The following is a 25,832-nucleotide window of genomic DNA, read 5'->3' on the forward strand; positions in this document are numbered from 1 at the left end:
TTTTAGATTTTTAATATTTTATTCTAAATTTACATAATATTATTAAAATAACTTTGTAATATAATTATTGATGATATTAATGTTGTGAATTATTAGTGTAAGTATTTTATTAGTTTTTTTAAACAAAGTTCATTGCGTTAATTATTAATATATTTTTGCATTATAAATTATTTTTGAATAAAACTTTTTGTAATTACTTTAATATTATTGTTGAAAATTTTAAATACCACGCATAAAAATATATTTAATTATTTTTAAAGATATTTTAAATAAATTATTAGTTATATTTATTCTTTATATAATGACTTAATGATTATTTTTTAGAACATTGATATCTTTTATTTAATATATTTTTGATGTTAGAGCATGTAAAAATAATATTTATTTTAAATTATTTTTTTATATAACGTATTTTCCTTATTTTAAATTTTATAATTGATGCTTCATTATGCTGATTATAATTTTATTATATATTATAATATAGTACATATTTAGAGAAAAACATGAAAAAAACAGACGAATTAAGAACAATACGAATCGATCCACTAATTACTCCATTTGAATTAGCAAAACGTTATCCCATTACTTCTTCTATTATGGATACTGTTATTCAAGCTAGAAAAAATATAGCCAATATTATGACAGGAACTGATTTACGTTTATTAGTTGTCATAGGGCCTTGTTCAGTTCATGATCCTTTAGCTGCAGTAGAATATGCAAGAAAATTGAATGACTTGCGTAAAAAGTATTCTTCTCGTTTAGAAATTGTAATGCGTACTTATTTTGAAAAACCACGTACTGTAATAGGATGGAAAGGACTTATTTCTGATCCTGATTTAAATGGTAGTTTTCGAGTAAATCATGGTTTATCAATCGCCAGAAAATTATTATTAGATATTAATGAATTAGGATTGCCTGCTGCAACTGAATTTTTAGATATAGTAATCGGACAATTTATAGCAGATTTAATAAGTTGGGGTGCAATAGGAGCAAGAACTACTGAAAGTCAGATTCATCGCGAAATGGCATCAGCATTATCTTGTCCAGTAGGATTTAAGAATGGAACTGATGGAAACATACGAATTGCAATAGATGCTATTCGTGCTGCAAGTGTTAAACATTTATTTTTAGCACCTGATAAACATGGACAAATGACGATAAATCATACTAGTGGAAATCCATTTGGACATGTTATTATGAGAGGAGGAAAATCTCCTAATTATCATGCTAAAGATATAGATTTAACTGTGAGATATTTGCAAGAGTTTAATCTTTTAGAATATTTAATGATAGATTTTAGTCATGGAAATTGCTTAAAGCAACATAGACGTCAGTGTGATGTAGGAGAATCTATATCGAAACAAATTAGAGATGGTTCTACTGCCATTTTTGGTGTTATGATTGAAAGTTTCATAGAAGAAGGATCTCAAAAAGTTATACATAATAAACCATTAACTTATGGAAAATCAATAACTGATCCTTGTTTAGGATGGAATGATAGTGTATATCTTATTCAAAAACTAGCTAATGCTGTAAATAGTAGATTTTAATCGTTGTAATGTTAACTTTAATTTTTTTGCTAGTATTTTTATATAAAATTGTATATTTAATTAATTATTTTTAAAAATCAATTTTTTTGATATGGATGTTAATATATGTATATTTAGTTTTTTATTTTTTATATCAATACATTAAGTTTTATATTTAAATTTTGATGAATACAGTAAGCAAATAGAGCAATGTTGAAGTTAAGGATTGGACATGCCCGTTATTACGTTGTTAGACGGAAGTAAACTAATATATAAAAATGCTATTTCAGTCTTAGATATTGTAAAAAATATTTCTCCTAGTTTAGTAAAAAATTGTTGTTTTGGATATGTTAATGGTATAAGCGTAAATAAGTATACTATTATAGATTACGATGCTGACATTAGAATAATTTATAATCATGATAAAGTTTATTTAAATATTATTCGTAACGCTCTTACTTGCGTTTTGGGGTATGCTGTAAAAGAGTTGTGGCCTAATGCTAAAATTGGTAAGAAGTCTGTTATAGAAAATGGATTTTATTGCGATATAGATGTAAACTTCACGTTTAGAGATACAGATTTAACTTTATTAGAAAGTCGTATGTTAGATATAATTCAAAGAAAATATGATGTTTGTGTGCAGAAAGTAACATGGAAGAAAGCGTACGAAATATTTGAAAAATGTTCTGAAATATATAAATTACTAATTTTAAAAAATGATTTTGATATTAATCAAATCGTTTCTTTATGTTTTCATCAAACGTATGTTGATTTTCAATGCGGAATTGCAATTCCTAATATTTCTGTTTGTCGTTATTTTAAATTACAAAAATTTTCTGGTGTATATTGGAATGGAAAAACAGAAAATAAAATCTTACAAAGAATTTATGGAACGGCGTGGAGTACATCGAATGAATTAAAAATGCATTTGGAATATGTACATCAGTCTGAGAAAAGAGATCATAGAAAAATATCTAAGAAATTAAGTTTGTATCATATTCAAGAAGAATCTCCAGGTATGATTTTTTGGCATCATAATGGTTTGGTTGTTTTCCGAGAATTAAAAAAATTTATGCGTGAGAAACTATGGAAGTACAGATATCAGGAAGTTCAAACACCGTTGATTATGAATCAAAAAGTTTGGAAAGATAGTGGTCATTTAGATAATTATCGAGAATTTATGTTTATGACGCATTCGGAAAACAATGTTTATGGAATAAAACCTATGAATTGTCCTGGTCATGTTCAAATTTTCAATTGTATTTTACATTCTTATCGAGATCTTCCTATTCGTATGTCGGAATTTGGAAGTTGTCATCGCAATGAACCATCAGGTTCTTTACATGGATTAATGAGGATTAGAAATTTTACGCAAGATGACGCTCATATTTTTTGTAGAAAAGATCAAATTCGAAGTGAAATCGGTAATTGCATAAAGATGATATATGATGTTTATGCAATTTTTGGTTTTAAAAAAATTTTGGTAAGGTTATCTACTCGACCTAGCAATAGAATTGGAAGTGACGAGACATGGGATAGAGCTGAAAATGATTTAGCAACGTCATTGAAAGAAAGTGGTGTATCATTTGAATATCAACAAGGAGAAGGAGCATTTTACGGTCCTAAGATCGAATTGTCTTTACGTGATTGTTTAGGAAGAATTTGGCAATGCGCAACTATACAACTAGATTTTTATTTGCCTAAGCGTTTAGGTGCTTTTTACATTGATAAAAATAATGAAAAAAAAGAACCTATAATAATTCATAGAGCAGTATTAGGATCAATTGAACGATTTATAGGGATTTTAATAGAAGAATATTCTGGTAATTTTCCAGTGTGGTTAGCTCCGGTACAGGTAGTTTTGATTAGTGTAAACAAGCAACATGTAAAATATATTACAACGTTATTTAATAGTTGGCTTAATTTAGGTATACGAGTTGAAGTAGATATAAGAAATGAAAAAATTGGTTTTAAGATTAGAGAGCAAATTTTAAAGAAAATTCCATATATTGTTATTTGCGGTGATAAAGAAGTAATGAGTAATAAAATTACTTTTAGAATGCGTTCTGGGAAAAATGTTGTATTAGTAGATACACAATATTTTATTAAAAAGCTAAATACAGAAATTATAAATCGAAGTTTACATTTATCGGAGGAATAAAGTATTAAAGGTGGAAAGAGAGTACAAATCATAAAACCTAATCGAATAAATCATGAAATTCGTGCTTTGAAAGTTCGTCTTTCTGGTTTTAATGGAGAACAGATTGGTATTGTTACTTTAAAAGACGCTTTAAATAAAGCAAAAGAAATAGGAGCAGATTTAGTTGAGATTAGTCCAAATGCTGAACCTCCAGTATGTCGTATTATGAATTATGGAAAATTTTTATATAAAAAAAGTAAATCTATCAAGGAACAACGGAAAAAGCAAAAAATAATTCATGTTAAGGAAGTGAAATTTCGTCCTGGAACCGATGAAGGTGATTATCAAGTTAAATTACGTAGTTTGATTCGTTTTTTAAAAGATGGACATAAAGTAAAAATTACTTTGCGTTTTCGTGGACGTGAAATGGTTCATCAACAAATTGGTATACAAGTATTGAATCGTATCAAAAATGATTTAATAGAATTAGCTTTGATAGAAACTTTTCCATCTAAAATTGAAGGTCGTCAAATGATCATGGTTTTAGCACCTAAAAGAAAGTAACAAAATTGTTATAATATAAATTATAATTAATATTATTTTGTTGTTTTTTATTACATTCCTATGTTAATTTTAAATTGGAATATTATAATGCCTAGAATTAAAACTTTACGTAGTGCAGCTAAGCGTTTTAAAAAAACTGCATCTGGTAGATTTAAGAGAAAACAAGCTAACTTAAGACATATTTTAACAAAAAAATCTACTGATCGTAAAAGAAATTTGCGTTCAAAAATAGTGGTATCTCAAAAAGATAACAATAGGGTGCGTCTATTTTTACCTTATTTATGAACTAATTGAAATTTATTTTAAGAAAAGGAGAAAAACACCATGGCTCGCGTAAAACGTGGGGTAATTTCTCATGCTCGTCATAAAAAAGTTTTGAAGAAAGCCAAAGGTTATTATGGTGCACGATCAAGAACCTATAGGTCGGCTTGTCAAGCTGTTATTAAGTCAGGACAATATTCTTATCGCGATCGTCGTCAAAAAAAGCGTCAATTTAGAAAACTATGGATTTCTCGCATCAATTCTGCTGCACGTGCTAACCAGATGTCTTATAGTCAATTTATGTATGGTTTAAAACAATCGTCTATAAACATTGATCGAAAAATATTATCTGACATTGCACTTTTTGACAGCGATGCTTTTAATTTATTAGTACAACATTCAAAAAGTTCATTATAATAAGAATGAATATTTAGGAGGGAGTAACTAATCTCTCCTAATGTAAAATTGTTTTGTAATGATGAAGTTATGTAAAATATATAATATAGCTCAAATTATAATTCGTATCATTTAAAAATTGAGATAATTTTAAAAAGCTTCCAAGTAAGGAAGCTTTTTGATATGGCTGGTGTTGTTACTATTTTATGGTATGTAATAGAGAACTAAGGAAAAATCGTGTTTGATTCTGTGAAATTAATGCAATTAGTAAATACAGAGATAAAAAATATTACAACTGTACAAGAATTAAATATATTAAAAGTCAAGTATTTAGGAAAAAAAGGATATGTTTCTTCTAAAATATTTCAATTACGTCATGTTTCAAAAAATGAAAAAAGAAAATTTGGTGAAATGTTAAACAAAGTTAAAACTGATTTAAAAATTTTGTTTCGTAGATATCAGCAACAGTTAGAAAGATCATCTTACGACAAATTATTACAGGAAGATATTATTGATATATCATTGCCTGGACGTCGTAATAATGTTGGTGCATTACATCCAATAACCCAAGTAATTAGTGATGTAGAAAGTTTTTTTTTAAAATTAGGATTTGAAATTGTTAGAGGGCAAGAAATAGATGATGATTATCATAATTTTGATGCGTTAAATATTTCGAAGAATCATCCGTCTAGAACTGATCATGATACTTTTTGGTTTGATTCTCATCGTTTATTACGAACTCAAACTTCTAATATGCAAATTAGATCTATGAAAAAAATGCAATTACCAATTACAATTATTGTACCAGGAAAGGTATATAGAAATGATTGCGATAGTACTCATACACCTATGTTTCATCAAATTGAAGGGTTAGTAATTAACAAAAATGTGAATTTTTCTAATTTAAAATGGATAATTGAATTATTTTTGAATTATTTTTTTGAAAATAGTATTAAAATTCGATTTAGACCGTCATATTTCCCTTTCACTTTCATATCAACTGAAGTAGATATTTTAGGAAACAATAAAAAATGGTTAGAAATATTAGGTTGTGGTATGGTTCATCCAAATGTATTAAAAAATGTTAATATTGATTCAGAGGAATATTCTGGTTATGCTTTTGGTTTAGGAGTAGAAAGAATTGCTATGTTACGTTATGGAATTTCAGATATTCGCACATTTTTTGAAAATGATTTAAAATTTCTTAAACAATTTAAATAAAAGTGAGTATGTAGTAATGGAATTTAGTGAAAGATGGTTACGAGAATGGATAAATCCAGATGTAAATGTTCGATTGTTATGCAATCAAATGACGGAACTAGGATTAGAAGTAGAAAAAGTGACTAAAATTTCAAGTATGTGCACTAATTTGATTGTTGGTGAGATAATTAAATGTTTGGTACATTACAATACTGCTCAATTGCTATTAGTAAAAATTAGTATTGGGAATAATGTATGTATTCAAGTGGTATCCAGGTATGTTAGTTTTACAAAAGGTGATAAAGTAGTTATAGCTACTACAAATTCTAGATTATTTGACAATACGTTTTTCAAGTTAGTTGAATTACAAGCAATAAAAAATGATGGAATCATTTGTTTTCATGAAGATTTAGGTATAACAAATATCGATAGTAGTATCATTATGTTACCATTTTATGCTGTAGTGGGTTCGAATGCATGTGAATATTTGTCTTTAGATGATCATATTATTAAAATTAGCAGTACTCCTAATCGTTCAGATGCATTAAGTATATTAGGTATAGCACGAGATCTTGCAGCATGGAATAATTTGCCTCTTCCGCATTTACAAAAATATTTTAATTTAGTCAAGAGCACAGAAAAGTTAGAAATATTAATTAATATTCCAGACATTTGTCATCGTTTTTTTGGAAGGATTATGACTAATATTGATGCTACAGTTAATACTCCATTTTGGATGTTAGAAAGACTTAAACGTTCTTCCATAAAATCTTCTAATGTTATTGTGAATATTATAAACTATGTATTAATAGAATTAGGGCAGCCGTTGTATGTTATTAATTTAAGTAGTATTTCTGATAAAATTATTATAAGAAAATCTTATAAGAATGAAAATTTTGTTAGCGATAGTAATCAAAAAATATTGATAGATAGCGATACGTTAGTAGTATCAGATGAAGAAAAAATATTAGTTTTAGGTGGGCATGTGAATTCTTGTATTTCAAAAATAGACTTTGATTCTAAAAGTTTATTTTTAGGATGCGGATTGTATGCTAATCCAGATATTTCGAAAAAATCTTTTAAATATGGATGTAAAAATGCTTTTACAAACTGTTACGCAAGAGGAGTTGATGCAACTATACAACATGAAGTATTGGAATATGCTACTTATTTAATTTTAAAATTGTGTTGTGGAGAAGCTAGCGTTATTACATCCAAAATTAGCAGTACAAAGATATTTAACCAAATAAGAATTAAGTTGTATCGAAAAAAATTATATAAAATTATTGGACATGTTATTAGTGATGAATCAATTATCTATAATTTAACAAAATTAGGTTTTAAAGTAATTGTTAATGATCAATATTTATCAATATTCCCTCCTAGTTGGAGATTAGATATTAATATAGAAGAAGATGTCATTGGTGAATTATTACGTATTATTGGATATAAAAAAATTTTTTCAGTTCCTATATCTACGCGTTCGCACGTTATATGCGATGATCAAGCGTACACTTTGTTAAATAGAGCTAAACTATTTTTAGTAGATCAAGGATATCATGAAATAATTACATATGGATTTGTTGATCCCAAGTTACAACAATTATTATTTCCTGATATAGTTCCTTTGCATTTGTCTAATCCTATTTCGAGAGATATGTCATCTATGCGAGTTTCTTTATGGCCTGGATTATTATCAAGTATTATTTATAATCAAAATCGTCAAGAAAATAGATTGCGCTTTTTTGAAAGTGGATTATGTTTTTTACAGAATTCTAAAAAAAATTTAGGAGTTGAACAAATTTTGTATTTTTCCGGAATATTAAGTGGATATAGAGATGAATTTCATTGGGACGTATTAGAAAAAAAAAGTGATTTTTATGATTTAAAAGGTAATGTAGAATCTGTATTAGATGTATTAGGAAAATTACATCTAGTAACGTTTAAAAAATTTTATATTCCAGGATTACATCCTAGTCAAAGTGTTGCTATTTATCTTAAAAATAAAATAATTGGTTTTATGGGCAGTATTAGTCCAAATTTAGAAAAAAAATTAGATTTAAAATATAGAACGGTTGTATTTGAACTTATGTGGAACAAAATTTCTTCTTTAAATTACACGAAAATAACAACTATTTCTGAATATCCAAGAAGTATTAGAGATATTTCTATAATTGTAGATGAAGTGGTCCCGGTTAGAGATATTATTTTAGCGTGTAAAAAATCTTCTTTCGAAGCAATTGTTGAAATCAATTTATTTGATATTTTTCGTGGAAGTCAAATAGGAATAGGAAAAAAAAGTTTGGCATTACGTTTGACATTTGAAAATAAGAATAAAACTTTTACAGAACAAGAAGTTTCAAAAATTTTGCAAAAATGTATTGAAACATTAAAACTGAAATTTAATGCGCAATTAAGATAAAATATATATATTAAATTTAAAAAAGCATAATAGTTATTACTATAACTCAGGAAATTAATATATATATATTATGAATTTTTAATTTAATAAAAATTTTGGAATATTTTTCATGTGATTTTAAAATCAGATTTACTTGAAAGTAATTTAGAACTAATTTATAATTGTTTTTAAATATTGTTATGTGTAATGAAGTAATAGTTTTTAAGAAATTTATATATTTGAAATTTAATTATTTTGATGTTTTTTATTTTGTAACAGTATTTTATATTAATTAATATTCTAAAGATTTTTTAATTTTTAACTTTAATTAAATGTATATGTTTTATTTTAATAGTTTTAAAATTGTTAGATAAGTAATTGAACTAGAAATTTTTTATAGACATTTATTTATATCAAATGATTATATTAACATTTTTTATTGTTCATTTTATAATAAAAGGAATATTTCGTGAATTTATTAATTTCTGAAGCGTTTGCTTCAAGTAGCGCTGTACATCAAAATAATCCATATTCTTTTATATGTATGTTATTGTTTTTTGTAGCGATTTTTTATTTTATAATTTTTCGTCCTCAAAAAAATAAAATTAAAGCACATAGAGCGCTTATTGATTCTCTTTCCAAAGATGATGAAGTTCTTACTACTAGCGGTTTTATAGGAAAAATAAAAAATATTACTAAACAAGGATATATTTTGTTAGTATTAAACGATAATGTTGAGGTATTAATAAAAAGCGATTATATATCATTGGTATTACCAAAAAATACTATCAAAAAGCTTGATTATTGAAATTATGTAAAATATAAAGGTTTCTTCTAACGTATGTTTACTCGCATTTTTGTTTTGAAGTTATGTACTATAGTAATAGTTTTATTATTAGGATTCATTTATGCATGTCCAAATTTTTATCAAAATACTCTATCAATAGAACTCAATTATGTCAAAAATAATAATAGTTCTTTTAATAATTGCGTACTAGAATTATTGAATATTTTGAAGAATGAGAAAATTCATTATGTTAAATTTCAAATAAAACATAAAAGTATATTTTTATATTTTAATACAACAAATGAGCAGTTTGATGCTTTTAATAAGTTAAACAAAATATTTTTAGATAAGAAAGTTATTATATCACTTTCTTCTAATATAAATTATCCTCAATTATTGAAATTTTTTGGGGCTAAACCCATGCGTTTAGGATTGGATTTAAAAGGTGGAACTCATTTTTTATTAAAAATGGATACTAATTATATATTTCATGAATGTCAATCTAATATAAAAAAATATTTTTTAGATTACATTTCTCAAAATAATTATACAGATATAAATATAAGAGAAACACAACATTACGGTGTACAACTTGTTTCTAAACATTTTTTTTTACTAGATAAAATACAAAACGAACTTACTGCGAAAAATCCTGATTTATTGTTTAGTCGTAATACTAAAAATGTATTATTAGTAAATTACAGTAGTTCATACATAAAATCTATGATTCAATCGGCTATTGAAAGAAATATATATATATTAAAAAATCGTATATATCAATTGGGTATTGCAGAACCTATCATACAACAGACTAATAATAATTGCATTATTGTAGAATTACCTGATTTTAAAAATAGTATTCAAGTAAAAGAAATTCTTAGCTCTAATTTTAAGATAGAATTTCATTTAGTTAATACTAGTAAAGATATAGAATTTCAAAAAAATGGCAATCATATTGTTCATGGTTCTACGTTATATCGCGTAAATGGTTTTGATTCAGTATTACTTTATAATGATGCATTTATGTCAGGGAAATATATTTTAGATGCGGATTATATAATAAATAATCTCGATCAAATTGAAGTGAATGTACAATTAAATCGCTTTGGTGGTGAAGCTATGACTAATATTACAAAAAATCATATTGGAGAATACATAGCTATACTTTGGATAGAGTATGTCAATAAGAATATAAATGTGCATAGTAAAAATTCATTGTTTAAAAAGCGCGAGACTGTTATTAATATAGCTAAAATTAATTCCATATTAGGTAGTTCATTTAAAATTGTTGGAATGCGCGATGTTTCTGATGCTAAAAAATTATCTGTTTTGCTTAAAACAGGATCTTTTATCGCTCCTATAACAATTATAGAAGAAAATGTTATTGGTCCTTCAATCGGAAAAGAAAATATAAAGAATGGTATATTAAGTTGTATGATCAGTGTTGCGTTATGTATATTAATTATGATAACGCGTTATAAAAAATCTGGATTAATTGTGTCTATATCTCTAGTTTCGAATTTACTATTAATAATAGCAATAATGTCTATATTACCAGGTATAGTTTTAACCATGCCTGGAATAGCCAGTATATTATTGATGTTAGCATTTTCTATTGATGCTAATGTATTAATTAATGAGCGTATACGAGAAGAAATAAAAAATAATTTATATATCCTTGAAGCAGTCCGAAAAGGTTATTTTCAAGCATATTTTAGTATATTTGATGCTAATGTGTCTATGTTAATTATATCCATAGTTTTATATATTATTGGAACGGATATTATAAGAAATTTTGCTGTAACTACTATAGTAGGTATTTTTACTTCATTATTTAGTTCTCTATTCGTTACGCGCACTATAATTCAACTTTTTTATCATAAACATAGAATTAATAAGTTGTCTATATGAGGATTGATTGGTGTCTTATTTATATTATATAAATATATTAAAAAAAAAAGTTAATTTATAATTTTATGTATTGGAAAAATATATCTTTTTTTATATCAATAATTTGTGTGTTATGTTCAGTGATTAGTATTATAATGTTTGGTTTTAACTGGAGCATTGATTTTACAGGCGGAATGTTAATCAATATTCATTGCGATACACTAATAAATATCGATAAAGTGATTTTTGCATTAAAAAGTATAGGATTGCAGAATATTCAAGTTAACTATTTGGGGGGAATAAATGATGTTATTGTACGTTCGTCCTATTTTTCTAACGCATCTATAATGTTTTTTTCTAAAAAAGTTCTTTTAGCTTTAGATCAATATTCAGTATCTAAATATAATATTACTTCTATTCAGTATGTTGGACCTAATTCAGATAATGGTTTGTTACAAATGTTTTTTATCGCCTTACTTTTAGCACTTTGTTTCATTTTTTTTTATATTACTATCAGGTTTTCGTGGAATTTATCTGTGGGAATTATATTATCGTTACTGCATGATTTACTTTTGACTTTGGGTTGTATTTCTATTTTTAGAATAGAAGTTAGTCCTATCATTATAGTTTCTTTGTTATCTATTATAGGATATTCTTTAAATGATAGTATTGTAGTATCAGATCGCATTCGAGAAAATACTAAAAAATTTAAAAATTTGTTGTTCCTAGATATTTTAAACTTATCGTTAACTCAGGTGTATAGTAGAACATTAATGACTTCAGCTACTACATTTTCAGTAGCAGCAATATTATATTATTTTGGTAATGAAATAATAAAAAATTTTTCTTTAACTATGATGATTGGTATATTTATTGGAACATTATCTTCTATTTATATTTCTTCGTCTTTTTCATTTCAATTTTATAAGACAACAGGAATCAAAATAAAACTATAAAATTATTATGTTTTAGTAAAGAAGTGAAAAGTCGGCTGTTGTAAAAAATAGCATGTGTATTTTTTTTAATATAACTAATCTATTTTTTTTAATAGAAATGTTTTTGTCGTGTATTTTTATTTTTTTAAAGAAATTACAAATTGGTTCATATAAATTATATAGTTCTTCTAATATAGAGTTGTAATCTTTTTTTAAAAGAAAGTATTGTATTTTTTTATATATACATTTATACAGTGATATTATAATTTTTTCTTCAGTTTCTTGTATAAGCTCGTAATTTATGCTTGTATGCAATATTTCTTGAGATAGTATTAAGATTTTTGAAATTCTTTTGTGCATTAAAATTAATGATTTGAGAGTATTTGAGTTGTACATATTAGTAATAGCTTTTATACGTAAATCTATGTCTATTGGATGTGTAATATTACATTTTAATACTGATTTTATTATGGCGGGAGCATAGTTTTTTTTAACGTATATAAAATAAATTCTTTCTAAAATAAATCGTATTATGTTATTCAATATAACTTTGTCGTTTTTAATATTACTATATGTTTTTAATGATTTTTTAAGTAATAAAACTAAGTCGATAGATATTGTTTTTTCTAAGATAATACGAATAATTGCAATAGTTAGCCGTCTCAAAGAAAATGGATCTTTATCTTTAGCAGTAGAATTTTTTCCAATAATGAAAAGACCAACTAACGTATCAGTTTTATCTGATAAGGCTAAGGAATAAGAAGTAGGATCTGATGGAATAATATCGTTAGAAAATCGAGGTAAATAGTGTTCTTTTATGGCTATTGCTACGTTTTCTAGTTCATTATTATATAATGCATAATACATTCCTATTATTCCTTGCATTTCAGGAAATTCAAATACCATGTCGGTAACTAAATCGCATTTACATAAGTTAGCTGCTTGAATACAATTATTAATGTTAGCTCGAGTAAATTGTGTTATCCAAGCAATTAGTTTTTTTATTCTATTAGTTTTATCGTGCAAAGTTCCCAAAGAGTGTTGAAAAATAATATTTTTTAATAATGGTTGATATTCATTAAATGGTATCTTTTGATCTTTATGAAAAAAAAATTCTGCATCAGAAAATCGAGTATTTAATACTTTTTCGTTGCCTAAAATAATGTTTTGAGGATTTTTTGTTTCGATGTTAGAAATAATAATAAATTTATTTGTAAGTTTATTACTATTTATATCGTATATAGAAAAATATTTTTGCTGATTTTCCATAATATATATTAGTATTTCATTTGGAATATTAAGAAATTTTTCTTCAAAACTAGCAATAAGGATAGTTGGCCATTCGACTAATGAAGTTATTTCTTCTAGTAAGAAATCGTTTATTTTTAAATATCCTCCAGCAAGATTGACTATTTTTTGAGATTCATTTTTGATTTTTGTTTTTCTTATATTGTAATCAGCAATAACTTTTCCAGATTGTAATAATATTTCAGGATATTCTTTTGCGTGAAAAATTTTAATTTTAGTGTTTTTCATGAACATATGTCCAGAAAGTAATCTATTAGTTTGTATTCCTAATAATTTTTGTTTTACTATTTTGTTATTTAATAACATAACTATATTTCGAATTGGTCGAGAAAATTGTATATTATTTTCGTTCCATTTCATAAAACTAGGAATAGTAATATTCTTAATAGAAGAAATAGATATTTCTACAAGTTTTTCTTCTATTTGAAAATTGTTAATAAAGTGTTCATAAAAAAGCCATTCTCTTTTTTTTTCTTTTACACGAGATACTTGATTTATTTTAATGCCTAGTTTTTTTATCCAGCATTGGGTGGAATGAGTTGGGCATCCTAATGAATCAAATGCATTAGAAATAGAAGGTCCTTTATATTTTTTTTTGCGTGGTGTTATATTTAATTTTTCTATTTTTATAGCTATTCTTCTTGGCGTAGCGTACCATGATATTTCATCATATTTTATATGATTTTTAATTAATAAAATAATCATATTATTTTTAAAAGATTCAGCCATAGTTCGTAATGATTTTGGAGGTAGTTCTTCAGTTCCAATTTCTATTAAAAATGTTGTGTTCATTTTTATTTTTATCACCTTTTCTTGATGTTTATTATAAGATAGGAAATTCTGATTTTTTGCTTAAATGATAGTATTGTTTAGCAATAGTGTTGACTATTTTTCGAATATTCAAAATATGCTGCTGACGTTCGGTAGTAGAAAAAGATTTCTTTGCATCTAACAAATTAAAGTAATGTATCCCGTATAGTGCATGTTCGTATGCTGGGATGAGTAATGGACGAGACAAACATATTATCTTTTGTGCTTCTTTCATATGTGTTTTAAATAAGTTCAAACAAATATCAACGTTAGAATATTCAAAATTGTATATAGAATTTTCAAATTCGTTTTGTAAAAATAAATCACCATAAGTAATATATTCTTTATTATTGTCCCAGATAATTTGATATATACTATCTTGATTTTGTATATGCATAGCTATTCGCTCTAAACCGTATGTTATTTCTATGGCAATTGGATCGCAATTTATTCCTCCCATTTGTTGAAAATAAGTAAATTGCGTAATTTCCATACCATTAATCCATACTTCCCATCCTTGTCCACATGCTCCTAATGTTGGATTTTCCCAATTATCTTCTATAAAACGTATATCATTATTTTTAAAATTTATATTTAAAGATTTTAATGATTTTAAATATAAATTTTGAATATTGTTTGGTGCAGGTTTAACAATGACTTGAAATTGATAATAATGTTGCAATCGATTAGGATTTTTTCCATATCTTCCATCGGATGGTCTTCTTGATGCTTGTACGTATGCAATAGAAGTTGGCTCAGGCCCAATTGTTCCAAAAAACGTTTTGTGGTGAAAAGTTCCAGCTCCTACAGGTATGTCTAGTGGTTGAATAATCGTACAATCTTGATTTTTCCAATAGTTTTTTAGTTTAAAAATTATTTGATTAAACGTTGTTATATCATTCATTATATTCTTCCAATTTTATTGCCTAAGATTAAATTATTTCATAAAAATGTATTTATTAATTTATAATCGAGTTATTCTATTAATAGTGATGAACTTTAAAAATTTTTGTGGTAATTTAAGATCATACTAATTATTTAAGAAGTAAGCTATAAGTAAGTTACTAAAAATAGCAAGATTTTTAATGTTATAAATATTATTATTAATTTAAATTAAGGATCTTTATTTTTTTAATTTGATTCTATTAAATATATTTAATAAAACATGTAATGAGTTTTTACGCGTATTTTAAATATTTTAGTTTTAAACGTTTGGAATAATATTAATAAAAAATATTGTGGTTTTAATCATAATTTATATGATATGGAATTTATATATAGAAATTAGATCACATTTTTATTTCATGAATTTGAAATATCATTATATTCCAATGATATCTGAAATAAATTTTTTTATTTATTTTTTTGTTTAAGACAAATTAAAGAAATATAGTATAGGAACGAAAATGAGATATATAGGAGCTCATGTTAGTATTGTAGGAGGTTTAGATAAAGCAGTAATGAGAGCTAAAAAATTAGAAGCTACTGCTTTTGCATTGTTTACTAATAACCCTTTGAGATGGACTACAATGATGTTAAAAGATGAACATATTGAAAAATTTAAAGTTGCATGCAAAACTTTAAATTATAGTTCAAATCAAATTTTACCTCATAGTGGTTATTTGATTAATTTAGGTCACCCGTTTGACGATTGTTTAAATAAATCTAGAATGGCGTTTATTGATGAAATAAAAAGATGTCAGCAATTAGAGTTAAAACTATTAAATCTTCATCCAGGAAGTCATTTAAATAAAATTAGCGAGAAAAAATGTTTAGAGCGAATTTCTGATTCAATTAATTTAGCATTAGAAAAAACTGTTGCGGTTAAATTAGTGATAGAAAATACAGCTGGACAAGGGACAAACGTTGGTTATTCTTTTGAACATTTAATATCAATTATTGATAGAATAGAAGATAAAACTCGTATTGGAGTTTGTTTAGATACGTGTCATTTATTTTCTTCTGGATACGATTTACGTACAAAACATTCGTGCGAAAAAACTTTCAAATATTTTGATGACATTGTAGGATTTAATTATTTATGTGGAATGCATTTTAATGATTCTAAATCAGTTTTTAATAGTAACATTGATAGACATTATAGTTTAGGAAAAGGAAGTATTGGAACGTTAGCTTTTTCTTGGATTATAAAGAATGTAAACTGTGATGATTTTCCAATTATATTAGAAACTACAGATCCAAGTTTATGGAAACAGGAAATTAAGTGGCTTAATTCATTATGAAAGTTATATTTTAAACTTATGTAAGTAAAGACAATGTGACAAGAGATAAAAACATAGTTTTTATATTTTTTATAATACATTTTTGTTTGTTTAACTGAATACATGGAATAATATATGATAACTATTAATGTAACTAAACGTCAAAAAAAAGGTAAAAGTTCTAGTCGTCGACTACGTTTAAATAATAAATTTCCAGCGGTAATATATTGTGATTCTGAATCGAATGTTTGCATAGAATTAGATCATAATATCATCTCAAATATTATCTTTAAATTTGACATTTATAAAGAACAATTTTTTTTAATAATGGATAGCATTACATATAAAGTACAGGTAAAATCGATACAACATCATGTTTTTAAACCTAGAATTATGCATATGGATTTTTGTCAAATACAATAATTTTAGAGTATCGGCACGAAAAAGTGATGAAATATATAAATGTAATAAAATTAGTAAATTAAAGATTATAATATATCGTGCCGATAAAAATTAGTATTAGTAATTTATTGCATTATATAAGTTATGTTTATAGTAAATCATTTAGTATAATTAAATTATTTTATTTAAGTTAATTTTATATTGTGTAGAAGTATATTTTTTATAATAGTTTAAGTATGATAATTATTTTTGGATATAGGTATAAAATAAATATGTTAATTAGTCCTAATACTAAACTTAATTTAAATAGGAAAACTAAGAGTTTTATATTGAAAAATTGATTTTTTGAAATTGTATTATTTTTTTTTGATTTAAACATCGTCCAAATTAACCATAAACTTAACCAAATTAATGAAATAGAAGCAAAAAGCAAGAGTTTAAAATTTGTATTTTCTTTCATTTGTGTAGTGTTGATGGCTAATCCAGTAATGATCCCTGGAAGAAAGTATACCGGTGGCCATAATATGCATCCGAATATTGTAGAAGAAAAGAATTTTTTTAGAGATAAGTTTAGCATTCCACACGTCATAGGGATTAATGGCCGAGTAGGGCCAATAAATTTTCCTATTAATATTGTAATAGCAGTATAATTATTTAAAGTAGCTGTTATCTTTTTCAAAATTGTTTTATTTTTTTTTAATAAATGAAGATTGTTTAAGTATTTTTTAAATTTCCATCCAAGATAATATGAAATTGAATCTCCGAATATACAACCAATAAATCCTGCTATCCAAGCAGGATAAAAATTCAATGTTCCGTTACCGATTAATGTACCTAAAGCTGCCATAAGTATCATTCCAGGAAGAAACAAACCTACTAAAGCTAAAGATTCTAAAAATGCTACTAATGTTATTATAGGTAATGAATAAAAAATAGATTGTGTTATTAAATATAAAAACCAGTCTTCCATACTTTCTCGTTTTCTATTTATAAAAAATTAAATAATATAAGAATTTTTTAGATTATGAATTATTTTTGGAAATTTTTAAAAAGTATTATATTAATGTTTAATACTAAATAGTTATCATATCATATTATTTTTAACGATTTTTACGTATACTAATATATTTTGTTTATTTTCTAATACTATAACTTTTTTAAAAAAATTAATTTTTTGAATAAATCATTCAAGTTGTGTGCAATATTTATTGCATTTATAGTATATAAAACCATTCGTAATCTCAAGTAGTATTATATATGATTTTTTATTTTCTTTAATTAAATTTTTTAAGATAAATTATATTAGTTAAAATAAAAGAATTAAATGTGTAAAATGCACAATATCCTATTATAATGTAACATGCTAATATTGTTATTAACTAAAAAAAGAATTTTCGATTATATGTATAATGTTTAAAATTTAATGTGAAGATATCATGATTCAGTTTAAATATAACAAACATATTGTAAAAAAGCAGTTAGGTCAAAATTTTTTAATAGATAGTCATATCATTGATAATATTATTAATAGTATAAGTCCTAAAAAAAAAGATATAATGATAGAAATTGGACCTGGATTAGGTGCATTAACTTTTGGTTTGTGTAGATTGTTACATAAGTTATTTGTAATAGAATACGATAAAGATTTAGTAACTCGATTACATGCATCTTCATGTGGAATCAAAAATTTAAAAATTTTTTCTAAAGATGTTTTAACATTTGATTTTTCGTGCATAGAAAATAATTTTTATAATTCTATACGTATTTTTGGAAACTTACCATATAATATTTCCGTTACTTTGTTATTTTATCTTTTTAGATATAATAATATTTTTGATATGCATTTTATGTTTCAAAAAGAAGTAGCAAATCGATTGTTAGCTTTACCAGGTACTAAATATTATAGTAGGTTAAGTATCATGTCTCAGTATTTTTGTAAAATAACGCGTTTATTTGATGTTTTTCCTCAATCTTTTAGACCGGTTCCAAAAGTCTGTTCTACTTTCTTGAGATTGGTGCCTTATAAACAAAAGCGGTACTGTATTAAAAATATGATTAATTTTAAAAAAGTCATTACGTTAGCTTTTAGTAAAAGAAGAAAAACTATAAGAAATAGTTTGTCTGAATTATTTAGCGAAGATATTTTAAAAAATCTTTCAATTGATCCTATGTTGCGTGCTGAAAACATATCTATTATGCAGTATTGTATACTATCAAATTATATAAGTTAATTATAATTATAATTTGTGATGTAATATAACAATTTTTACAACAAAAGATGTATGGGAAAATATATGAGTACATATTTCGTCGGTGATATTCATGGCTGTTATAATGAATTTATGAAGTTATTAGAACAAGTTTCTTTTAATGAAAAATCAGATCATTTATGGTTAACCGGGGATTTGGTTAATAGAGGATCTAAATCTATTGAAGTTATGCGTTTTGTTTCTTCCTTAGGGTCTAATTTACATTTAGTATTAGGTAATCATGATCTTAATTTGATTGCTATTCATGCAAACATTAAAAACAAAAAATCTAAAAATGATATTATTTCGAATATATTAAAATTTAAAGATATCGATTATTTAATGAGTTGGTTGCGTAAACAATCATTATTAAAAATTGATGAGACTAGAAAAATTATTATGGTTCATGCTGGAATTCATCCTTTTTGGAATATTAACATAGCTAAAAATTATGCTAAGAAGTTAGAATCAATTTTATGTCACAAAAATTATGACATCTTGTTCAAGAGTATATTTAATAGTTCTGTAGTAAAATATATTGATAATTCATCTCTAGATTTAGATAGTTTGAAGTTTAGTTTAAATGTTTTTACGAGAATGAGATATTGTTATTGTGATGGTACGTTAGATATGATAAATAAAAAATCTCCTTCTATGGATACATTTCCTATGTTGCCTTGGTTTTCAATGAGAAATGATAATTTAAAAGATTATTTTATATTTTTCGGTCATTGGGCTTCTTTAGACAGTAGTGTTACTCCACAAAGATTCATTTCTTTGGATACTGGATGTTGTTGGGGTGGATCACTTAGTATGTTCCGACTTGAAGATAAAAAATGGTTTCGTCAAAAGTCTGAAATGCGTATTTGATAAAGAATTTTTTATTTTATTTTAATGTACGTTCTAAAATTTGAAATTGAAAATTGTATTTATTGTGATAGTTTATGTTGTGATTTTCTTTAAATACTGTGTTCCAATTCATATGCTCATATTTTGGAAAATAAGTATCTCCTAGGACATGAATTTTTATTTTTGTTAAATAAATTTTGTTAGTAATAGGTAGTATTTGAGAATATAATTGGCTACCTCCAATAATCATGATTTCATCTTTATGAATTGCTAATTTCATTGCTTTTTGGATAGAATTCACAAAGTATACATTATTATCGTAATTTTTTATATTTTTATGAGTTAATACTATATTTTGTCTCATTGGTAATGCAAACTTAATAGAATTCCAAGTAATTCTACCCATTATTACGCTTTTGTTAATTGTGTTTTTTTTAAACCACATTAAGTCTAATGGTAAATACCAAGGTATAGAATTTTTATTTCCAATTACGTAGTTTTCTGACATAGCTACTATAATACTAATATTCATATATCCGTCTAGTTTTCAATGTTTTTATTAAATACATTTAAAATAGTTTTATGTCTATCTTGTAAAGATATTACATTTTTTATAGGACATTCGTTAATAGCCATAATTGTAGCTAAAGCACCATTTAATGTAGTATCATAATGTACTTGATATTGTAAAGCATTTTGGCAAATTGATTTAGAATCTATGATAGCTTGATTGCAGTCACTGGTATTTATAATATATATGTATTCTCCGTTTTTTAGTCTGTCTTTTATATGCGGTCTTCTTTCGTGAACTTTACTTACTATTCTAACTTTTATTCCATTTTGTTGTAGCACTTTTGCAGTTCCTATTGTTGCATCTAATTTAAATCCAAGATTGTTAAGTATATTAGCTAAATGAGAAATTTTATTTTTATCACTGTTTTTTACAGAAATTAGAATTCTTCCTGATTTTTTTATATTTATTTGCGTGCCTAACATGGCCTTTGAAAAAGCTTCAGAAAAATTTTTTCCTATTCCCATAACTTCTCCGGTAGATTTCATTTCTGGTCCAAGAATAGGAATGGATCCTTGAAATTTGTTAAAAGGAAGTACTACTTCTTTTACTGAATAATAAGGTGGAATAATTTCTTTTATATAACCTTGTTGTAATAAAGTAGTTCCAATCATGACTTTGGCAGCAATTTTTGCTAATGCTATTCCAGTAGATTTTGAAATAAAAGGAATAGTTCTAGCCGCTCTGGGATTTACTTCTAATACGTATACTTTTTTATTTTTTACGGCAAATTGTATGTTCATTAATCCTTTTATAGATAACGCAAACGCTAGTTGTTTTACTTGAGATCTAATAATGTTTTGAATTGTTGTATCTAAGGTATGTGCAGGTAAAGAACATGCAGAATCACCAGAATGTACACCAGCTTGTTCAATATGTTCCATGATTCCGCCAATTAAAACATTTTTTCCATCACAAATAGCATCTACATCAATTTCAATTGCGTTTTCTAAATAATGATCTAATAAAACTGGTTCTTGAGTTTTAGAAGTGATAGAATTTTCAAAGTAGGTCTTTAAAGCTTTTTCGTCGTAAATTACTTCCATGGAACGTCCACCTAACACATATGATGGTCTAATCATAATTGGATATTTTATAATTTTAGATTGTAAAACAGCATCTTGTAAATTTGTAACAGTAGCATTAGCTGTTTGCAATAGTCCTAAATTAGATATGATTTTTTGAAATTTTTTACGGTTTTCTGCTTTATCAATTGAATGAGAATTAGTTCCTATAATAGGAATGCCTTCTTTTTCAAGTTCTTTTGCTAATTTTAACGGCGTTTGACCTCCATATTGTATAATTACACCATCAGGTTTTTCTATTTTTGTAATTTCAAGAATTGTTTCTAGCGATATTGGTTCAAAATATAATCTATCTGATATGTCATAATCAGTCGATACTGTTTCTGGATTACAATTAATAATAATAGTTTTAAATCCATTTTCTCTTAATGCTAGTGATGCATGTACGCAGCAGTAATCGAATTCGATACCCTGCCCAATTCTATTAGGTCCTCCTCCTAAAATGATGATTTTTTTTTCGTGATGAATCGGTTTGGATTCGCATTCATCTTCCCATGTAGAATACATATATGCTGTTTCACTTTCAAATTCCGCAGCGCAAGTATCAATTCTTTTATATATTGGATGTAAATTTAATTTGTGTCTAATATGTCTAATTTCTTTTTCAGATTTTTTGGTTAAGATAGATATTCTTAAATCAGAAAATCCTTTTCTTTTGAGTTTTCTTAAAGAAGCATAGTCAATATTTTCTATATTCATTTTTTCTATTTTTATTTCTGTTTCTATTATGTCTTTTATTTGAGTCAAAAACCATTTATCAATTAACGTTAAGTTAAAAATTTCGTTGACAGACATTCCTATACGAAATGCATCTCCTATGTACCACAATCTATCAGATCCTGCTTCTCGTAATTCGTGATGAATTTGTTTTATGTTTTTTTTTGTATTTTTTTTTATTTTTTTATCAAAACCGCTTGCTCCAATTTCTAGTCCTATTATAGCTTTTTGTATGGATTCTTGAAAAGTTCTTCCAATAGCCATGACTTCTCCTACAGATTTCATTTGTGTTGTTAGTCTATCATTACAACCTATAAATTTTTCAAAATTAAATCTTGGTATTTTAGTAACTATATAGTCCATAGTTGGTTCGAAAGAAGCTGTTGTATTTAATCCTATTAAATCATTATTTAATTCATCTAATGTATATCCTACGGCTAATTTTGCTGCAATTTTAGCGATTGGAAAACCAGTTGCTTTAGATGCTAGTGCAGATGATCTAGATACTCTTGGATTCATTTCAATAACAATCATGTGTCCATTTTTTGGATTGACAGCAAATTGAACGTTAGCTCCACCTGTTTCTACCCCAATTTCTCTTAAAATTAAAATTGATGCATTTCGCATTATTTGATATTCTTTATCAGTTAGAGTTTGAGCTGGAGACACAGTTATAGAATCACCGGTGTGTATTCCCATAGGATCTATGTTTTCGATAGAACAAACAATTATACAATTATCATTTTTATCTCGTATTACTTCCATTTCATATTCTTTCCACCCGATTAAAGATTCATCAATGATCAATTGTTTTGATGGAGATAAATTCAATCCTTGTTCGCAAATTTTTTTAAACTCTTCGTAATTATAAGCTATTCCGCCGCCGCTGCCTCCCATAGTAAAAGATGGACGAATTATTGCTGGAAATCCTATTTTTTTTATAGCTTTTAGTGCTGTTTGTATATTGCATACAATTTCTGATTTTGCAGTATGTAATCCTATTTTTCTTATAGATTTTTCAAATAGTTTTCTGTTTTCTGCTTTTTGAATAGCTTCAATAGTAGCTCCTATTATTTTTACTTCAAATTCATCAAGTATTCCGTTTTTTTCTAGGTCCAAAACGCAATTTAAAGCAGTTTGTCCTCCCATAGTGGGTAAAATAGCATCTGGTTTTTCTTTTTGAATTATTTTTTTAATTATTTTCCAGTGAATAGGCTCAATATATGTAGAGTCAGCTATGTCAGGATCAGTCATAATAGTTGCTGGATTAGAATTAATTAAAATAATTTTGTATCCTAGCTCTTTCAGGGATTTACATGCTTGAGTTCCGGAGTAATCAAATTCACATGCTTGTCCAATGACAATTGGTCCAGATCCAAGTATTAAAATAGATTTTATATCAGTACGTTTTGGCATTTTTCCCTTCAAGTGTAATGTTATATTTATGGTTTTTGATAAGGGTTATGAATTGATCGAATAGTGTTATGGCATCATGAGGTCCTGGACTTGCTTCGGGATGTCCTTGAAAGCTAAAGGCGTTTTTATTTATTACTCGTAATCCTTGTATACTTCCATCAAATAGAGAAGTATGTGTTATTTGGATATTATTTGGGAGATTGTTAGGATTGACTGTAAAATTATGATTTTGCGAAGTAATCATAACGATATTAGAGTGCAATTCTTTAACAGGATGATTTCCTCCATGATGTCCAAACTTCATTTTTATTATTTGTGCTCCGTTAGCTAATGCTAATAATTGATGTCCTAGACAAATCCCGAATATTGGAATATTAATTTTTAAGAATTTTTTAATCGAATTAATAGCATAATGGCATGGTCTCGGATCGCCTGGTCCATTAGATAAAAAAATTCCATCTGGTGATAGTTTAAAAACTTCTTGAGCAGAAGTATTTGCCGGTACAACTGTTAGATGACATTTTCGGCTTACTAACATTCGCAATATATTTCTTTTGACTCCAAAATCATATACTATAATATGAAACATTGGTTTTTTTTTAAGAGATGATTTTTTGGAATGGTATTTGATGGAAACTTGTCCTTCATTCCATGTATAAGCAGATTTGGTACTTACTATTTTTGCTAGGTCTTGATTTTTTAAGTTTTTTAAGTTACAAATTTTATTTAATGTTTCAGAAAAGTCAAATGTTTTTTTTGTAATAATACAACCATATTGAGATCCAGAAATTCTAAGTATTCTGGTTAATTTCCTTGTATCAACATCAGAAATTGCTATAATTTTATTTTTTATTAAATATTGAGACAAACTTATTTCACTTCTATAGTTACTAAATCTAATTGAAAGATCGCGGATAATTAATCCATTTGCATGAATAGTGTCAGATTCGCAATCGTTTTTGTTAATTCCAACATTGCCTATATGTGGATAAGTGAAAGTAATAATTTGATTAAAATAGGAAGGATCTGTTAAAATTTCTTGGTATCCCGTCATGGATGTGTTGAATACCACTTCACCTAGTGCTTCTCCTGGTATTCCTATTGATTTACCATAAAAAGTGGTTCCATCACTTAGAACTAATACTGCTTCTGACGATGACATGGTTGTCATGTTCTGAAAATTCTCCAATGGTATTATATAATTACATTGTTTTTAGTAAATATTTATTTTAATGCAGTATATGTTATGTTTATATGGTTATATGTTTAACACATTTGACATGTTAAACAATCCTGTTTTTTTTTGCAACATTAACCATATTGCAGCTTTTATTGCTCCTCTTGAAAAAGTTAATCTATTAGTTGCTTTATGAGTAATTTCTATACGTTCTCCAGGATTAGCGAAAATTACTGTGTGATCTCCAACTATATCACCAGCTCGGATAGTGGAGAAACCAATTTCGTTATTTTTTCGTTGCCCTATTAGACCTTTTCTAAAATATACAGCGTTTTTTTGTAAGTTCCAATTCATTTCGTTAGATATTGTTTTTCCCATTTCTATTGCTGTTCCAGAAGGAGCATCTTTCTTTGCACGATGATGTGCTTCTATAATTTCAATATCAGAGTATTTTCCAAGAACTTTAGTAGTTGTTCGTAATAAATTTAGTATTAAGTTAATTCCTATGCTGTAATTGGGTGAAAGAATAATACCAATATTTTTAGATGACAGTTTAATTTTTTTTATGTCGGCATCAGATAATCCCGTTGTCCCGATTACAATGTTTTTATTGTTCATAGAACAAAGATTGAGGTTTTTCATTGTATTTTTCGGGTTGGTAAAATCTATTAGAATGTCGAAATTATTAATTTCTTTTTCTAAAGAATCGGAAATAAAAATACCAGTTTTTTTTATTCCTATCACGCTTCCTATATCTTGTTTAATTAATACGTTCCCTGGTTTTACTATGACAGAGCTGAGAGATATATTTGTGTAATTTCCATTACATATTTCTTTTATTAAACTTACTCCCATCTTTCCAAGTGCGCCTGATATGGCAATTCTAAATGGTTTATGCTGCATTTTATGTTTCTTTTAATTAA

The 25,832-nt window shown here is 26.1% G+C and carries 21 protein-coding genes; 14 read left to right on the forward strand and 7 right to left on the reverse strand.

Annotation, left to right across the window (positions count from 1 at the left end):
• Window positions 1–503 precede the first annotated feature (503 nt).
• From U0T55_00565 to secF, 10 genes are all read left to right on the forward strand, one after another.
• Entirely contained in the window at window positions 504–1,550 is a 1,047-nt protein-coding gene (locus tag U0T55_00565) for a 3-deoxy-7-phosphoheptulonate synthase (GenBank protein ID XBC42915.1), read from the forward strand.
• Window positions 1,551–1,761: 211 nt separating this feature from the next.
• The gene (gene thrS, locus U0T55_00570) at window positions 1,762–3,690 is read left to right on the forward strand and encodes a threonine--tRNA ligase (GenBank protein ID XBC42916.1); all 1,929 of its coding nucleotides are present in this window, start codon (window positions 1,762–1,764) and stop codon (window positions 3,688–3,690) included.
• Window positions 3,691–3,693: 3 nt separating this feature from the next.
• Window positions 3,694–4,233, forward strand: coding sequence for a translation initiation factor IF-3 (gene infC / locus U0T55_00575; GenBank protein XBC43062.1), 540 nt, complete (start codon window positions 3,694–3,696; stop codon window positions 4,231–4,233).
• 87 nt (window positions 4,234–4,320) lie between these two features.
• Window positions 4,321–4,518, forward strand: coding sequence for a 50S ribosomal protein L35 (gene rpmI, locus U0T55_00580; protein ID XBC42917.1), 198 nt, complete (start codon window positions 4,321–4,323; stop codon window positions 4,516–4,518).
• Window positions 4,519–4,557: 39 nt separating this feature from the next.
• Entirely contained in the window at window positions 4,558–4,911 is a 354-nt protein-coding gene (gene rplT / locus U0T55_00585; GenBank protein XBC42918.1) for a 50S ribosomal protein L20, read from the forward strand.
• A 216-nt stretch (window positions 4,912–5,127) separates the two neighbouring features.
• Window positions 5,128–6,111: a phenylalanine--tRNA ligase subunit alpha gene (gene pheS / locus U0T55_00590; GenBank protein ID XBC42919.1), complete on the forward strand. Its 984-nt coding sequence runs from the start codon at window positions 5,128–5,130 to the stop codon at window positions 6,109–6,111.
• 16 nt (window positions 6,112–6,127) lie between these two features.
• Complete coding sequence (gene pheT, locus U0T55_00595; protein XBC42920.1) at window positions 6,128–8,512, forward strand: phenylalanine--tRNA ligase subunit beta; 2,385 nt, start codon at window positions 6,128–6,130, stop codon at window positions 8,510–8,512.
• A gap of 448 nt (window positions 8,513–8,960) precedes the next feature.
• Complete coding sequence (gene yajC, locus U0T55_00600; protein ID XBC42921.1) at window positions 8,961–9,299, forward strand: preprotein translocase subunit YajC; 339 nt, start codon at window positions 8,961–8,963, stop codon at window positions 9,297–9,299.
• A 33-nt stretch (window positions 9,300–9,332) separates the two neighbouring features.
• Complete coding sequence (gene secD, locus U0T55_00605) at window positions 9,333–11,189, forward strand: protein translocase subunit SecD (protein ID XBC42922.1); 1,857 nt, start codon at window positions 9,333–9,335, stop codon at window positions 11,187–11,189.
• A 65-nt stretch (window positions 11,190–11,254) separates the two neighbouring features.
• Window positions 11,255–12,124 (forward strand): protein translocase subunit SecF, encoded by an 870-nt coding sequence (secF, locus tag U0T55_00610; GenBank protein XBC42923.1) that lies wholly within the window; start codon window positions 11,255–11,257, stop codon window positions 12,122–12,124.
• A gap of 12 nt (window positions 12,125–12,136) precedes the next feature.
• Here the strand turns inward: secF and glyS are convergent, their stop codons facing one another.
• Both glyS and glyQ read right to left on the reverse strand, forming a co-directional pair.
• Window positions 12,137–14,203 (reverse strand): glycine--tRNA ligase subunit beta, encoded by a 2,067-nt coding sequence (gene glyS, locus U0T55_00615; GenBank protein XBC42924.1) that lies wholly within the window; start codon window positions 14,201–14,203, stop codon window positions 12,137–12,139.
• A gap of 31 nt (window positions 14,204–14,234) precedes the next feature.
• Window positions 14,235–15,125, reverse strand: a complete 891-nt coding sequence (glyQ, locus tag U0T55_00620) for a glycine--tRNA ligase subunit alpha (GenBank protein XBC42925.1) — start codon at window positions 15,123–15,125, stop codon at window positions 14,235–14,237.
• A gap of 502 nt (window positions 15,126–15,627) precedes the next feature.
• On the opposite strand from glyQ, the gene nfo reads away from it, so the two are divergent.
• Entirely contained in the window at window positions 15,628–16,464 is an 837-nt protein-coding gene (nfo, locus tag U0T55_00625) for a deoxyribonuclease IV (GenBank protein XBC42926.1), read from the forward strand.
• 114 nt (window positions 16,465–16,578) lie between these two features.
• Window positions 16,579–16,866, forward strand: a complete 288-nt coding sequence (rplY, locus tag U0T55_00630; protein XBC42927.1) for a 50S ribosomal protein L25 — start codon at window positions 16,579–16,581, stop codon at window positions 16,864–16,866.
• A 199-nt stretch (window positions 16,867–17,065) separates the two neighbouring features.
• Here the strand turns inward: rplY and U0T55_00635 are convergent, their stop codons facing one another.
• Window positions 17,066–17,815 carry a DedA family protein gene (locus U0T55_00635; protein ID XBC42928.1) on the reverse strand — a complete coding sequence of 250 codons (750 nt, stop codon included), beginning with the start codon at window positions 17,813–17,815 and terminating at the stop codon, window positions 17,066–17,068.
• A 466-nt stretch (window positions 17,816–18,281) separates the two neighbouring features.
• Between U0T55_00635 and rsmA the strand changes: the two genes are divergently transcribed.
• Both rsmA and U0T55_00645 read left to right on the forward strand, forming a co-directional pair.
• On the forward strand, window positions 18,282–19,076 hold the full coding sequence (gene rsmA, locus U0T55_00640) for a 16S rRNA (adenine(1518)-N(6)/adenine(1519)-N(6))-dimethyltransferase RsmA (GenBank protein XBC42929.1): 795 nt from the start codon (window positions 18,282–18,284) through the stop codon (window positions 19,074–19,076).
• A 63-nt stretch (window positions 19,077–19,139) separates the two neighbouring features.
• Entirely contained in the window at window positions 19,140–19,964 is an 825-nt protein-coding gene (locus U0T55_00645; GenBank protein ID XBC42930.1) for a symmetrical bis(5'-nucleosyl)-tetraphosphatase, read from the forward strand.
• A 16-nt stretch (window positions 19,965–19,980) separates the two neighbouring features.
• On the opposite strand, the gene folA is transcribed toward U0T55_00645, so the two are convergent.
• The 4 genes from folA to dapB all read right to left on the reverse strand — a co-directional run bounded on the left by folA (window position 19,981) and on the right by dapB (window position 25,812).
• Complete coding sequence (gene folA, locus U0T55_00650; GenBank protein ID XBC42931.1) at window positions 19,981–20,475, reverse strand: type 3 dihydrofolate reductase; 495 nt, start codon at window positions 20,473–20,475, stop codon at window positions 19,981–19,983.
• A gap of 8 nt (window positions 20,476–20,483) precedes the next feature.
• Entirely contained in the window at window positions 20,484–23,732 is a 3,249-nt protein-coding gene (gene carB / locus U0T55_00655) for a carbamoyl-phosphate synthase large subunit (protein ID XBC42932.1), read from the reverse strand.
• Complete coding sequence (carA, locus tag U0T55_00660) at window positions 23,716–24,903, reverse strand: glutamine-hydrolyzing carbamoyl-phosphate synthase small subunit (GenBank protein XBC42933.1); 1,188 nt, start codon at window positions 24,901–24,903, stop codon at window positions 23,716–23,718. Before carA ends, carB begins: the two co-directional genes overlap by 17 nt.
• Before the next feature lie 87 nt (window positions 24,904–24,990).
• Window positions 24,991–25,812: a 4-hydroxy-tetrahydrodipicolinate reductase gene (gene dapB / locus U0T55_00665; GenBank protein XBC42934.1), complete on the reverse strand. Its 822-nt coding sequence runs from the start codon at window positions 25,810–25,812 to the stop codon at window positions 24,991–24,993.
• Window positions 25,813–25,832 lie beyond the last annotated feature (20 nt).

The organism is Buchnera aphidicola (Kaburagia rhusicola ensigallis), from assembly GCA_039830025.1.
Classification (GTDB): Bacteria; Pseudomonadota; Gammaproteobacteria; order Enterobacterales; family Enterobacteriaceae; genus Buchnera_B; species Buchnera_B aphidicola_AW.